This window comes from Tepidimonas charontis, from assembly GCF_007556685.1.
GTDB classification, from domain to species: Bacteria; Pseudomonadota; Gammaproteobacteria; order Burkholderiales; family Burkholderiaceae_C; genus Tepidimonas; species Tepidimonas charontis.
In genome coordinates this window covers 18089-31227 of record NZ_VJON01000012.1, presented here as the reverse complement: position 1 = coordinate 31227, position 13139 = coordinate 18089, and the positions used below count along the sequence as shown (strand labels likewise).

The 13139-nt window shown below is 65.4% G+C and carries 11 protein-coding genes; 4 read left to right on the top strand and 7 right to left on the bottom strand.

What is annotated here, in order from left to right; translation table 11 throughout:
• Window position 1: 1 nt before the first annotated feature.
• On the bottom strand, window positions 2-1189 hold the full coding sequence (locus tag Tchar_RS05240; RefSeq protein WP_144328022.1) for an acyl-CoA dehydrogenase: 1188 nt from the start codon (window positions 1187-1189) through the stop codon (window positions 2-4).
• 27 nt (window positions 1190-1216) lie between these two features.
• Here Tchar_RS05240 and Tchar_RS14310 point away from each other — a divergent pair, with 27 nt between their 5' ends.
• Window positions 1217-1366 carry a hypothetical protein gene (locus Tchar_RS14310; RefSeq protein WP_408033539.1) on the top strand — a complete coding sequence of 50 codons (150 nt, stop codon included), beginning with the start codon at window positions 1217-1219 and terminating at the stop codon, window positions 1364-1366.
• 121 nt (window positions 1367-1487) lie between these two features.
• Window positions 1488-2420: a LysR substrate-binding domain-containing protein gene (locus tag Tchar_RS05230; protein WP_144328021.1), complete on the top strand. Its 933-nt coding sequence runs from the start codon at window positions 1488-1490 to the stop codon at window positions 2418-2420.
• A 198-nt stretch (window positions 2421-2618) separates the two neighbouring features.
• On the opposite strand, the gene gabT is transcribed toward Tchar_RS05230, so the two are convergent.
• The gene (gene gabT / locus Tchar_RS05225) at window positions 2619-3929 is read right to left on the bottom strand and encodes a 4-aminobutyrate--2-oxoglutarate transaminase (RefSeq protein ID WP_144328020.1); all 1311 of its coding nucleotides are present in this window, start codon (window positions 3927-3929) and stop codon (window positions 2619-2621) included.
• On the opposite strand from gabT, the gene Tchar_RS05220 reads away from it, so the two are divergent.
• Window positions 3877-6240: a PhoX family protein gene (locus Tchar_RS05220; RefSeq protein WP_236640247.1), complete on the top strand. Its 2364-nt coding sequence runs from the start codon at window positions 3877-3879 to the stop codon at window positions 6238-6240. The genes gabT and Tchar_RS05220 overlap by 53 nt on opposite strands.
• 52 nt (window positions 6241-6292) lie before the next feature.
• On the opposite strand, the gene Tchar_RS05215 is transcribed toward Tchar_RS05220, so the two are convergent.
• From Tchar_RS05215 to grpE, 4 genes are all read right to left on the bottom strand, one after another.
• Window positions 6293-7657 carry an MBL fold metallo-hydrolase gene (locus Tchar_RS05215; RefSeq protein ID WP_144328019.1) on the bottom strand — a complete coding sequence of 455 codons (1365 nt, stop codon included), beginning with the start codon at window positions 7655-7657 and terminating at the stop codon, window positions 6293-6295.
• Window positions 7658-7707: 50 nt separating this feature from the next.
• A complete protein-coding gene (dnaJ, locus tag Tchar_RS05210) occupies window positions 7708-8832 on the bottom strand; it encodes a molecular chaperone DnaJ (RefSeq protein ID WP_144328018.1) in 1125 nt (374 codons plus the stop codon).
• Between the two features lie 90 nt (window positions 8833-8922).
• On the bottom strand, window positions 8923-10878 hold the full coding sequence (gene dnaK, locus Tchar_RS05205; RefSeq protein WP_268969076.1) for a molecular chaperone DnaK: 1956 nt from the start codon (window positions 10876-10878) through the stop codon (window positions 8923-8925).
• Window positions 10879-11013: 135 nt separating this feature from the next.
• Window positions 11014-11610: a nucleotide exchange factor GrpE gene (gene grpE / locus Tchar_RS05200; protein ID WP_144328016.1), complete on the bottom strand. Its 597-nt coding sequence runs from the start codon at window positions 11608-11610 to the stop codon at window positions 11014-11016.
• Between the two features lie 114 nt (window positions 11611-11724).
• Between grpE and Tchar_RS05195 the strand changes: the two genes are divergently transcribed.
• Entirely contained in the window at window positions 11725-12579 is an 855-nt protein-coding gene (locus Tchar_RS05195; RefSeq protein WP_144328015.1) for a fumarylacetoacetate hydrolase family protein, read from the top strand.
• A gap of 41 nt (window positions 12580-12620) precedes the next feature.
• On the opposite strand, the gene Tchar_RS05190 is transcribed toward Tchar_RS05195, so the two are convergent.
• A complete protein-coding gene (locus Tchar_RS05190) occupies window positions 12621-13115 on the bottom strand; it encodes a MarR family winged helix-turn-helix transcriptional regulator (protein ID WP_144328014.1) in 495 nt (164 codons plus the stop codon).
• Window positions 13116-13139: the final 24 nt, after the last annotated feature.

Genomic DNA, 13139 nt, shown 5'->3' with positions numbered 1-13139 from the left:
GTCAGGTGGCGAACGCCGCAATGCCGGTGATGGCGCGGCCCAGAATCAGCGCGTGAATGTCGTGCGTGCCTTCGTACGTGTTGACCACCTCCAGGTTCACCAGGTGGCGAGCTACGCCGTACTCGTCGCTGATGCCGTTGCCGCCCATCATGTCGCGCGCCATGCGGGCGATGTCCAGCGCCTTGCCACAGTTGTTGCGCTTGAGCACGCTGGTCAGCTCCACCGGTGCCTTGCCTTCGTCTTTCAGCCGGCCCAGCCGCAGCGCGCCCTGCAGCCCCAGACTGATTTCGGTCAGCATGTCGGCCAGCTTCTTCTGGATGAGCTGATTGGCCGCCAGCGGCCGACCGAACTGCTTGCGGTCCAACACGTACTGGCGGGCGCGGTGAAAGCAGTCTTCGGCCGCCCCCATCGCGCCCCAGGCGATGCCGTAGCGCGCGCTGTTGAGGCAGGTGAAGGGGCCTTTCAAGCCGCGCACTTCCGGGAAGGCGTTCTCCTCTGGGCAAAAAACCTCGTCCATCACGATCTCGCCGGTGATCGATGCCCGCAGGCCCACCTTGCCATGGATGGCCGGCGCGGACAAGCCGGGCCAGCCTTTTTCCAGAATGAAGCCGCGAATCTGCCCTTCGTCATCCTTGGCCCAGACGACGAAGACATCGGCAATCGGGCTGTTGGTGATCCACATTTTGGCCCCGCTGAGCCGGTAGCCGCCAGGCACTTTGCGTGCGCGAGTGATCATGCTCGCGGGGTCGGAGCCGTGGTTGGGTTCCGTCAGGCCAAAACACCCCACCCATTCGCCGCGGGCCAGCTTGGGCAGGTATTTTTGTTTCTGGGCCTCCGTGCCGAATTCGTTAATCGGCACCATCACCAGTGACGATTGCACGCTCATCATGCTGCGGTAGCCGCTGTCCACGCGCTCCACTTCACGCGCAATCAATCCGTAGCTGACGTAATTCATCCCCGCACCGCCGTAGGTCTCCGGGATGGTGGGGCCAAGCAGGCCAATAGCACCCATCTCGTTGAAGATGGCGCGGTCGGTCTGCTCGTGGCGAAACGCGAGCTGCACGCGCGGCAGCAGTCGCTCCTGGCAGTAGGTGCGCGCCGCGTCGCGCACGGCGCGCTCGTCGGCGCTCAGTTGGTCATCCAGAAAAAACGGGTCGGCCCAGTCGAAGGTGATGCGGGTTTGGCTCATGGTACGGTCTCGATTGATGGGACGGTCGTGGGTGATGGGACGGTCGTGGGTGATGGGACGGTCGTGGGTGATGGGACGGTCGTGGGTGATGGGACGGTCGTGGGTGATGGGACGGTCGTGGGTGATGGGACGGTCGCGGCGCGCGCGATGGAGATCGCCGCACTGCGTCATTTATGAGATGCGTTGAACATGGAAGTCATGCTACGCCGCTTTCGATTCCTGCAGCAAGCGATTTTTTTTACTCAAGATATGCGATGAACGCATAATAGGTGGCCCCCCTGGCTTTGGAAACCCCACGATGCGCCGTCGACTGCCCTCCGTTCAGGCCCTGCAGTGTTTTGAAGCCGCGGCTCGCCATCAGAGCTTTACCCGCGCCGCGCAGGAGCTGGCGCTGACCCAGAGTGCCGTCTCGCGCCAGGTGGCGGCGCTGGAAGACTTTTTGGGGGTGGCCCTGTTTCGACGCACCCAGCACGGCATGGCGCTGACCGCCGCCGGGGCGGACTACGCCCGGCAAGTGCGCCAGCGGCTGGATGCCCTGGAGCGCGATGCGGTGGCTCTGATGGGCCGCCGTGGACAGGGGGACAGCCTGACCCTGGCGGTGGTGCCGACGTTTGCCACGCGCTGGCTGATCCCGCGTCTGCCGCGGCTGGCTGCCCAGCAGCCGGACTTGCTGCTGCACTTCGAAACCTGCACGCGCCCGTTCCTGTTTACCGATACCGGGGTCGATGCCGCCATCTGGGCGGGCACGCCGGAGCAGGTGCGGCAATGGGCCGGCACCCAGGCGACGCCGCTGCTGCCCGAAGACGTATTGCCGGTGTGCAGTCCACGGTTGCTGGAGGCCCACACGGGCCGTCCGGGTCCGCTGGACCCCGCGGCGCTGGCCAGGTTGCCGTTGCTTCAGCAGGCCACCCGTCCTGACGCCTGGCGGCAATGGTTCGACGCGCAGGGGGTCGATGCCCCGCGCGCCATGGCGGGGCCGCGTTACGAACTGTTTTCGATGCAGGCGGCCGCCGCTATGGCCGGGCTGGGTGTGGCGTTGATGCCCACCTTGCTGGTGCAGGACGAACTGGCCAGCGGCGTGCTGGTGGTCGCATGCCCGCGGCCCCTGAAAGCACAACGGGCCTACTACTTGGTGCAACCGCAGGGTGACGAACGCCTCGCCTTGCGTCGCTTCAAGGCATGGCTGTTGGACGTGTGCCGGGAGGCGTCCACCGCTGTGGTCTTGGGCTGACGCGTCGTCCGATGCCTGCGCTGGCCCGCGGCGCGTTCGCGCTCTCCACGGTCTGCCCGGCGGCACGGTATGACCTGAGCGCGTTCGCATGGGCTTGCACGCACGTGCCCCCTCGTCTTTTTCCAGAGATAGGGACAGCCGGGACGACTGACGTGCAGGCCCCGTTTCGTCTTGCCGACAGCACGGTCGCCCGTCGGCTCAGCGCTTGGCTGCCTGCAGCGCCTCGCCAAGGATAGCCAGCCCCTCGTCGAGCAGGTCGTCGCTGGCCGTCAGCGGCACCAAGATACGGATGACGTTGGCGTACAGGCCGCACGACAGCAGCACCAGCCCGCGCTTGAGGGCTTCGGCGCACAGGCGCTTGGTGAGCTCTGCCGCAGGCTTGCTGAGGTCGCCGCCTTCGAACAGCTCGATGGCCACCATGGCACCCAGGCCGCGCACGTCGCGGATTTCCGGGTGCTGCGCCATCAGGGCGGTCAGGCCCGCTTTGAGGCGCTCGCCCACGGCGCGCGAGCGCTCCAGCAGCTGTTCTTCTTCAAACACGTCCAGCACCGCGAGGGCCGCGGCGCAGGCCAGCGGGTTGCCGGCATAGGTGCCGCCCAGGCCGCCTGGCAGGGGTTTGTCCATCAGGTCGGCGCGGCCGATGACGGCCGAAATCGGAAAGCCCCCCGCCATGCTCTTGGCCATGGTGATCATGTCAGGGGCCACGCCCCACTGTTCGCAGGCCAGCCAGGTGCCGGTGCGACCCGCGCCGGTCTGCACTTCGTCGGCAATGAAGACGATGCCGTGCTGGTCACACAGCGTGCGCAGCGCCTGGGCGAATTCGAACGGCGCCACGTAGAAGCCGCCTTCGCCCTGCACCGGCTCCAGAATGATGGCCGCCACGCGTGCCGGCTCGACGTCGTATTTGAAGATGTGCTCCAGCGAGCGCAGGGCATCGGCCACGCTGATGCCGTGCAGCGGGTTAGGGTATTCGGCGTGGTAGATCTCAGCCGGGAAGGGGCCGAAGCCCGCCTTGTACGGGGCCACCTTGCCGGTCAGCGCCATGCCCAGCAGCGTGCGTCCGTGAAAGCCGCCGCCAAAGGCGATGACGGCCTGCCGCCCGGTGGCGGCGCGGGCAATCTTGATGGCGTTTTCGACCGCCTCGGCCCCGGTGGACAGGAAGAAGGCTTTTTTCGGGAAGGCCCCCGGCGCTTTGGCGATCAGCCGCTCGGCCAGTTCCACGTAGGGTTCATACGCCAGCACCTGAAAGCAGGTGTGATGCACCTTGTCGAGCTGGGCCTTGACGGCCTGCACGATTTTTGGGTGGCGGTGGCCGGTGTTGAGCACAGCAATGCCGCCAGCGAAATCGATGTAACGCTTGCCTTCAACATCCCAGATCTCGGCGCCATCGGCCCGCTCGGCAAAGACCTCGTAGGCCTGGCCCAGCCCGGTCGGCAGTGCGGCGCGGCGGCGCGCCATGAGGGCGGCGTTCGTCTTGGCGGCGGATTGCAGTAGGGGATCGCTGTGCATGGTTTGCTCCTCGGGCCAAAACACCGAATCGTCCCACTGTAGCACCAGACCGAAGCGGGGGAGGTGCCATCCAACCGCGCCTCAGGGTGCCACTTGGGCGATCGCGCCACGGTGTCATATCCATTTCACATTGACTTTGAATACTTCGATCGTTTTCAACCCAATTGGAGTGCATGACATGGCGCGAAGTCTGATCGACGACGATGGTGTATCCAACCCATCCCGCAACCTGCACCTGCAACAGGTGGTGGAGCGTTCCCTGGCCATCAACCCCGCACGCCGGCGTCTGATGCTGGGTGGTCTGGGCGCTGCGGCGCTGCCGTTTCTGAGCATGCTGTCTGGCTGCCTTGGCAGCGGTGACGACTCCACAGCCGAATCGGCTGTGCCTGAACAGATGCTGGGCTTTACCGCCGTCGCTGCCTCCTCCGGCGACGCGGTGGTCGTGCCCGCGGGCTATGTGGCGACCGCCTTTTTGCCCTGGGGGGAACCGATCAACGCCCAGGCACCAGCGTGGAAGCCCGACGCGAGCAATACCGCGGCCGATCAGGAGCAGCAAGTCGGCGACAACCACGATGGCATTCACTACTTTGGCTTCAACGCCGCGGGCAACGGCCCGGGCGATCGCAGCGACGAGGGTCTGCTCGTGTTCAACCACGAGTACATCAACCCCGAGTATTTCTACGCCCCCGACACCGACGCGCAAGACTGGCGGTTGCCGTTTACGCTGGAGAAGGCCCGCAAAGGCCAAGCTGGCCACGGTGTGACGGTCGCGCACATCCGCCGCAAAGCTGACGGCTCGTGGGAGCACGTCAAAAACTCGCCCTACAACCGTCGCATTCACGGCAACACACCGATTGCGATCCAGGGGCCAGCGGCGGGCCACCCGCTGATGAAAACCGCGGCCGACCCGACCGGCACCGAGGTGCTGGGCACGCTCAACAACTGCGGAAATGGCTGGACTCCGTGGGGCACCTACCTGACTTGCGAGGAAAACTTCAACGGCTATTTCGGTTGGAACGGTGAGCACACACAGACCGTGCTGGAAAAACGCTACGGGATCACGCAAGACGGCTTTGGCTACCTCTGGCACACGGTCGATTCGCGCTTTGACGTCAACGCCAACCCCAATGAACCCCACCGCTTTGGCTGGATCGTCGAGATCGATCCGTTTAGCCCCACGTCCAAGCCGGTCAAGCGCACGGCACTCGGCCGCTTCAAGCATGAAAATGCCGCCCTTTCGATCGCACCCAACGGCAAAGTGGTCGTCTACATGGGCTGTGACGAGCGCAACGAATATATCTACAAATTTGTCTCCAGCGGCACCTTCGACGCTGCCAACCCATACAGCGCCGCCAATCGCCGCCTGCTCGAAGAAGGCACCCTTTATGTGGCCCGGTTCGACGCGGGGGCCACGCCCGCGGACAAGATGGGCACGGGGGTTTGGATTCCGCTGCTGCCGTCGACCGTCGGCGTCGATGGCAGGGCGCTGCGGAACAACCCCCACTTTGCTGCTTCCAGCGACGCCGAAGTGCGGGCCTTGATTCTGATCAAAGCGCGCCAGGCGGCCGATGCGGTCGGCGCGACGATGATGGATCGGCCCGAGTGGGTCGCCGTCAACCCGAAGAATCCGGGCAACGTCTATGTCACGCTGACCAACAACAGCCGCCGGGGTGGCACCACATCGAACAGCCCAGACGGCACGACCACCGCTGGATCCGCTCGACCGCCGGTGGATGAAGCCAACCCGCGCGCCAACAACGTCTGGGGACATATTATCCGTTGGACAGAGGCTGGCAACGACCCGACGGCGACCACGTTCAACTGGGATATCTTCGTGCTCGCCGGCCAGCCGTCGGTTGTGGGCGAGCGCGCCCCCAGCAGCAACATCAACGCCAACAACCTGTTCAATAGCCCCGACGGCTTGGCCTTTGACAGCTTTGGCCGCCTGTGGATTCAGACCGACGGCAGCTTCAGCAACTCGGGGGACTATGCCGGCATGGGCAACAACCAAATGCTGGCCGCCGATCCGACGACGAAGGAGATTCGCCGGTTCCTGGTCGGCCCCTCGGGTTGCGAGGTGACCGGTGTGACTTGGACGCCGGACCGCAAGACAATGTTCGTCAATATTCAGCACCCGGGTGAATTGGGAAGCCACCCCAATCGGCCCAAGAACCCCGACGGTTCGACGTTCAGCGACAATCAGATCGCCCGCAACCCGACAGCGTTTTCGCAATGGCCCAATGCTGGGCAGCGTCCGCGTTCGGCGACCGTCGTCGTGCGCCGGCTCGACGGCGGGGTGATCGGCGGCTGACGCTGCTGTACCCTAGCGCAGGGCTGCCCCTTTTTTCGGGGCAGCCCATCTTTTAGATCGCCCAGGTGGAGCCGTGCTCGGGCACCAGGGCGGGCAGGTGCAGCTCGCGTTCCACACGGCAGCGCAGGCCATCGGCGGCTTCGGGTTCCCCATGGGTGACGAAAATGCGCCGCGGCTGTCCCGGCACGGCGCGCAGCCAGTTCAGCAGGCCATCGCTGTCGGCGTGCGCGGAGGCGGTCGTCAGCTGCGCGATCTCGGCCGCCACCGCCCAGTCCTGACCGTGGATGCGCACCGTCTTGCTGCCGCGCAGCAGGGTGTCGCCGCGCGTGCCGGGCGCTTGATAGCCGGTCAGGATGACCATATGGCGGTGGTCGCCCAGATAGAGCTTGAGGTGGTGCAACACCCGACCGCCCGTGGCCATGCCGCTGCCGGCCAGAATCACCTTCGGTCCGCTGTGGCGCGCGATGGCCTTGGAGTCGTCGGGGCTGGGCGTGACATGCACACCCTGCGTCATGTGGCGCACCTGTTGCACGCTGAGGCGGTGTTCGCCCAAGTGCTGCATCAGCAGCTCCGTGGCGTGGGCCGCCATGGGGCTGTCCAAATAGACCGCCAGGGCGCGTGGCAGCCGTTGCTGGCGTTTGAGTTCATCGATGGCGTGCAGCAGGGCCTGCGCGCGACCAACGGCGAATACCGGGACGACGGCCGTGCCGCCGCGCGCGGCTACGCGCGCCAGCAGGGGCCCAAGCTCGTCGATCAGGTTGCCCGCGGGGTGGGTGCGATGACCGTAGGTGGACTCGACCACCACCACGTCGGCCGCAGGTGGCGGATCGGGCGGAAGCATCAGTATGTCGTCGGCGCGGCCCAGGTCACCCGAAAACAGCAGGCGGCGGCCACCCACTTCCACCAGCACCGAGGCTGCACCCAAAATGTGGCCAGCGCCGAAAAACTGCACACGCCAGCCGGTGATCGGCTCGAACGGCTGGTACAGCGGCTGCGGGCGCAGGTGGCGCAGGGCGGCCTGTGCGTCGTCTGCCGTGTACAGCGGCAGCGCTGGGCTGTGGCGCGAAAAGCCGTGGCGATTGGCAAACGCTGCGTCCTCTTCTTGCAAGTGGGCGGCGTCGGGCAGCAGGATTTCACACAAGTCGCGCGTGGCCGGTGTACACCATACGCGCCCGCGAAAGCCTTCGCGCACCAGCACGGGCAGGTAGCCGCTGTGGTCGATGTGGGCGTGCGTCAATACCACGGCCCGGATCTGGCCGGGCACGATGGGCAAGGGCGCACGGTTGCGCAGCCGCAGGTGTTTGTAACCTTGAAAGAGGCCGCAGTCGATGAGCAGGCGCTCGTTGCGATACTCGACCAGATATTTCGAGCCGGTGACCGTTCCGGCGCCGCCCAGGAACTGTATGCGCACATCCATGGCGGCATGGTAGCGTGTGGCCGCGCACCCGCGTCACCGGTTGCGCAGCCTCAGGAGAAAAAATCCTTGGCCCGTTCGAACCAGCTTTTCTCGTTGGGGCTGTGGCGCCCGCCCCCCTTGCGAAACGACTCGTCCAACTCGCGCAGCAGCCGCCGCTGGTGCTCGGTGAGCTTGACGGGCGTCTCCACCACGATGTGTGCGTAGAGGTCGCCGGGGAAGCTGGAGCGCACGCCTTTGATGCCGCGGCCGCGCAGGCGAAAGGTTTTGCCGGTCTGGGTGCCTTCGGGGATGTCGATGGTGGCTTTGCCATCGAGGGTGGGGATATCCACCTCGCCGCCCAGGGCCGCCGTCGTGATGCTGACGGGCACCTGCACGTGCAGATCGTCACCGTCGCGCTCGAACAAGTCGTGCTTGCGAATGCGAATTTCGATGTACAGGTCACCCGGCGGTCCACCGTTGCGCCCCGGCTCGCCATTGCCGCTGGAGCGGATGCGCATGCCGTCGTCGATGCCGGCCGGAATTTTGATCTCCAGCGTTTTGTGGCGTTTGACCTTGCCCTCGCCGTGGCAGCTCGGACAGGGTTCGGGAATGATTTTGCCGCTGCCGTGGCAGTGGGGGCAGGTCTGCTGGACGCTGAAGAACCCTTGGCGCAGTTGCACCACGCCATTGCCATGGCAGGTTGGGCAGGTCTTGGCACTGGTGCCCGGTTTGGCGCCGCTGCCGCGGCAGGTGTCGCAGTCCTCCCAGCTGGGGATGCGAATTTGGGTTTCCTTGCCACGTGCGGCTTCCTCCAGCGTGATCTCCATGGCGTAGGATAGGTCGGCGCCGCGATAGACCTGGCGCCCGCGCGCACCCCGCGGCGCGCCGAAGATATCGCCGAAGATGTCGCCAAAAGCCTCGGAAAAGCCAGAAAACCCGTCGGCCGCCCCGGCGCGCATGTTGGGATCGACGCCGGCATGTCCGTAGCGGTCGTAGGCGGCGCGCTTGTCCGGGTCGGACAGGATTTCATAGGCTTCCTTGACCTCTTTGAATTTTTCCTCGGCGGCCTTGGCGGCATCCCCTTGATTGCGGTCGGGGTGATATTTCATCGCCAGCTTGCGGTAGGCCTTTTTGATGTCGTCCTCGCTGGCGTTGCGGGTCACGCCCAGGATTTCGTAGTAGTCACGTTTGGCCATGTCGATCCACAGTTGTGCTTGGAGCGGAAAAGCCGCGCCGGGCTCGCATGCCCGGACGCGGCGTGTCGTGGTGCGCTGGGCGCGGCGCCGTCAGTCGCGTTTGACTTCCTTGACTTCGGCGTCCACGATGTCGTCGGCTCCCCCTTGGCTGGTGCCGCCGGTGCTGCCGCCACCGCTGGCGCCAGCCGCTGCTCCCGAGGCCGCAGCGCTGGCTTGGGCGTCGGCGTACATCTTCTCGCCCAGCTTCTGGCTGGCGGTCATCAGGGCCTCGGTCTTGGCCTCGATGGTGGCCTTGTCGTCGCCCTTGATGGCTTCTTCCAGCTCCTTGATGGCGGCTTCGATGCGGTCTTTATCCGCCGCGTCGAGCTTGTCGCCGTAGTCCTTCAGGCTCTTGCGCACCGACGCGATCAGGGCATCGCCCTGGTTGCGGGCCTGCACCAGTTCGACCTTGCGCTTGTCCTCGGCGGCGTTGAGTTCCGCGTCTTTGACCATGCGCTGGATCTCTTCTTCGGTCAACCCAGAGTTGGCCTTGATGGTGATCTTGTTTTCCTTGCCGGTGCCCTTGTCGCGCGCCGACACGTGCAAGATGCCATTGGCGTCGATGTCGAAGGTGACTTCGATTTGCGGCACGCCGCGCGGCGCCGGCGGAATACCCTCCAGGTTGAACTCGCCCAGGAGCTTGTTGCCAGCGGCCATCTCGCGCTCGCCCTGGTAGACCTTGATCGTGACCGCCGGCTGGTTGTCCTCGGCGGTGCTGAACACCTGCGAATATTTGGTCGGAATCGTGGTGTTCTTCTTGATCATCTTGGTCATGACGCCGCCCATCGTCTCGATGCCGAGCGACAGCGGGGTCACATCCAGCAGCAGCACGTCTTTGCGCTCGCCCGACAGCACCGCGCCCTGGATGGCCGCACCCACCGCCACCGCTTCGTCGGGGTTGACGTCCTTGCGCGGATCACGGCCGAAAAACTCCTTGACCTTCTCCTGCACCTTGGGCATGCGGGTCATGCCGCCCACCAGGATGACGTCATCGATGTCCGACACCTTGATGCCGGCGTCCTTGATGGCGATGCGGCACGGCTCGATGGTGCGCTCGATCAGGTCGTCCACCAGGCTCTCGAGCTTGGCGCGCGTGAGCTTGATGTTGAGGTGCTTCGGTCCACTGGCGTCGGCGGTGATGTAGGGCAGGTTGATTTCGGTCTGCTGGCTCGACGACAGCTCGATCTTGGCCTTTTCAGCGGCTTCTTTCAGGCGTTGCAGGGCCAGCACGTCTTTGGACAGATCGACGCCTTGCTCTTTCTTGAACTCGCCGATGATGTAGTCGATGATGCGCTGGTCGAAGTCTTCGCCACCGAGGAAGGTGTCGCCGTTGGTGGACAACACCTCGAACTGCTTTTCACCGTCGACGTCGGCGATCTCGATGATCGAGATGTCGAAGGTACCACCGCCCAGGTCATAGACGGCGATCTTGCGGTCGCCCTTGCCGCCCTTGTCCAAACCGAAAGCGAGCGCCGCCGCCGTGGGCTCGTTGATGATGCGCTTGACTTCCAGCCCCGCGATGCGGCCGGCGTCCTTGGTGGCTTGGCGCTGCGCGTCGTTGAAGTAGGCCGGCACGGTGATGACAGCCTCGGTGACCGGCTCGCCCAGGTAGTCCTCGGCGGTCTTCTTCATCTTGCGCAGCACTTCGGCGCTGACCTGCGGTGGCGCCAGTTTTTGACCGCGCACTTCCACCCAGGCGTCGCCGTTGTCGGCCTTGATGATCTTGTACGGCATCAGGCCGATGTCTTTCTGGACTTCTTTTTCCTCGAACTTGCGGCCGATGAGACGCTTGACCGCGAACAAGGTGTTCTTCGGGTTGGTGACGGCCTGCCGCTTGGCTGGTGCGCCAACCAGGATTTCGCCGTCTTCCATGTAGGCGACGATCGAAGGCGTGGTGCGCGCGCCTTCAGAGTTTTCGATCACCTTCGGCGTGCCGCCTTCCATGACGGCCACGCACGAGTTGGTGGTGCCCAGGTCGATGCCAATGATCTTGCCCATTTGGTGGATGCTCCTGTGTGAATTCGATGAAAGCCGCAGGGATCGCCTCGGACGGCGAACTCGCGTGTCAGCCCGGGCGGCGGGCGACAACCGAAACGGTCACTGCGGCACTGTGTGGCAACATGGGGGCGACGGCCGGCCGCTTCAAGACGGGGTGCCAGGCGCGGCGTCAGCTCCAGGGTTGCTCTTGGGCGCCGCCACCGTCACCAACGCGGGCCGCAGCACGCGCTCCGCCAGCCAGTAGCCCTTTTGCAGCGTGGCGACCACGGTATTGGCGGGCTGGTCGGCTTCGACCATGCTGATGGCCTGGTGCAAATGCGGATCGAAGCGCTCGCCTGGCGCCGGTGCAATCGCCGTGATTTTCTGGCGCGCCAGCGCCGCTTGCAACTGTTTCAGGGTGGCTTGGGCGCCCTCGCGGATTTGCTCGACGGTGGCGTCCTGCACCGCCAGTCCGGCCTCCAGACTGTCGAGCACCGGCAGCAGGCTCTCGGCGAAGCTTTCGATCGCGAACTTGCGAATCTTGGCGATTTCTTCCTCGGCCCGGCGGCGGGTGTTTTCGGCGTCGGCCAACGCGCGCAGCAGCTGGTCGTTGAGCTCGGCATTGCGCGCACGCAGGGTCTGCAGCTCGTCGCCGCTGTCGCTCGCGGCGGCTCCGGTGGCCGCGGTGGCTCCGGTGGCCGCGGTGGTTTCAGCCTCGGTTGGGGTGTTGGTGTGAGCAGTGGAGTCGGTGGATGGATTCATGCGGGACATCCGATGGGTTGAGGACGGCAAACCTACCGTAATATGGGGCTTGGCGGCGCCTTTTCAAGCGTGCCTGCCACGATTGGCGCCTGAACGCGGCAGCGGAGATACCCTATGAAATTGTTTCGTCATGGCCCCCCGGGTAACGAACGTCCAGGTATGCTGGACGCCCAAGGCGTGCGTCGCGATTTGGCGGCCGTGGTCGCCGATATCTCGCCGCACACGCTGGGGCCAGACGCATTGGCGCGCTTGGCGCGACTCGACCCGTCCCGGCTGCCCGAGGTAGACCCGGCGGCGCGCTTGGGACCCTGCGTCGGGCAGATCGGCAACGTCATCGCCATCGGGCTCAATTATGCCGATCATGCGGCCGAGGCCGGCCTGCCTATCCCCAAGCAACCGATCGTCTTTGGCAAGCACACGGCGGCCGTCAGTGGGCCGCATGACGATATTTGGCTGCCGCCGGGGGCACAGAAGCTGGACTGGGAAGTGGAGCTGGCGGTGGTGATCGGCCAACCCGCCTGGCACGTCGACCAAGGCGAGGCACTGCGCTGCGTGGCCGGCTACTGTCTGGCCAACGATGTCTCCGAGCGCGCGTACCAATTGGAGATGGAGGGGCAGTGGATCAAGGGCAAGAGCTACCCCACCCACTGTCCGCTGGGGCCGTGGCTGGTGACCGCCGACGAAATCCCCGACCCCCAAGCGGTCGAGCTCTGGCTCGATGTCAATGGCACGCCGCGCCAGCGTGGCAGCACGCGCGCGATGATCTTTGGCGTGGCGCAGATCGTGTCGTATCTGAGCCGCTTCATGCGCCTGTTGCCAGGTGACGTGATTTTGACCGGCACGCCGCCGGGTGTCGGGACGGGGCAACGCCCGCCGGTGTTTTTGCGCCCCGGTGACGTCATCACTTTGGGCAGTTCGCTGCTGGGCCAGCAGCGTCAGCGCGTGGTGGCGGCGCCGGTGACCGGCTGAGGCCGCCGCCAGCGCGGATGTCGCCGTGGGCAGCCGCGCACTCACGCGCGGTTGCCCAAATAGACCTTGCGCAGCAAGCGGATCAGCTGCGTCCGCTCGTCCTCGCTCAGATGGGTCACGTCGGGGTGTTCGGCGGCGCTGACCAGGGCCTGCGCTTGTGCCTGCACGGCCGCGCCAGCGGCGGTCACGTGCAGTGCCTGGGCGCGGCGGTCGGAGGGGTGGTCACGCCGCTCGATCCAGCCGCGCTGCTCCAGCGCGCGCACCACCCCGACCAGATTGGGCGGCAAGATATCCAGTGCCGCGCACAGCTGGCGCGATGTGATACCGGGGTTGTGCGCGATCAATGTCAGCACCGAAAAATCGACCACCCGCAGGCCCAAGGGCTCCAACCGCGGCAGCACGTGGCCGATCAGGGCCAGCGCCGCCCGTCGGGCGTTGTAGCCGATGAGCGACTCCAGAAAGCGTGTATCGGGCCCGTTGTCGGTGGCAACCGGGTTGGTGTTGTCCGCGGGGCAAGAAAGGCAGTCGGTATTCACACCCCGATGGTAGCGTGCGGCGCT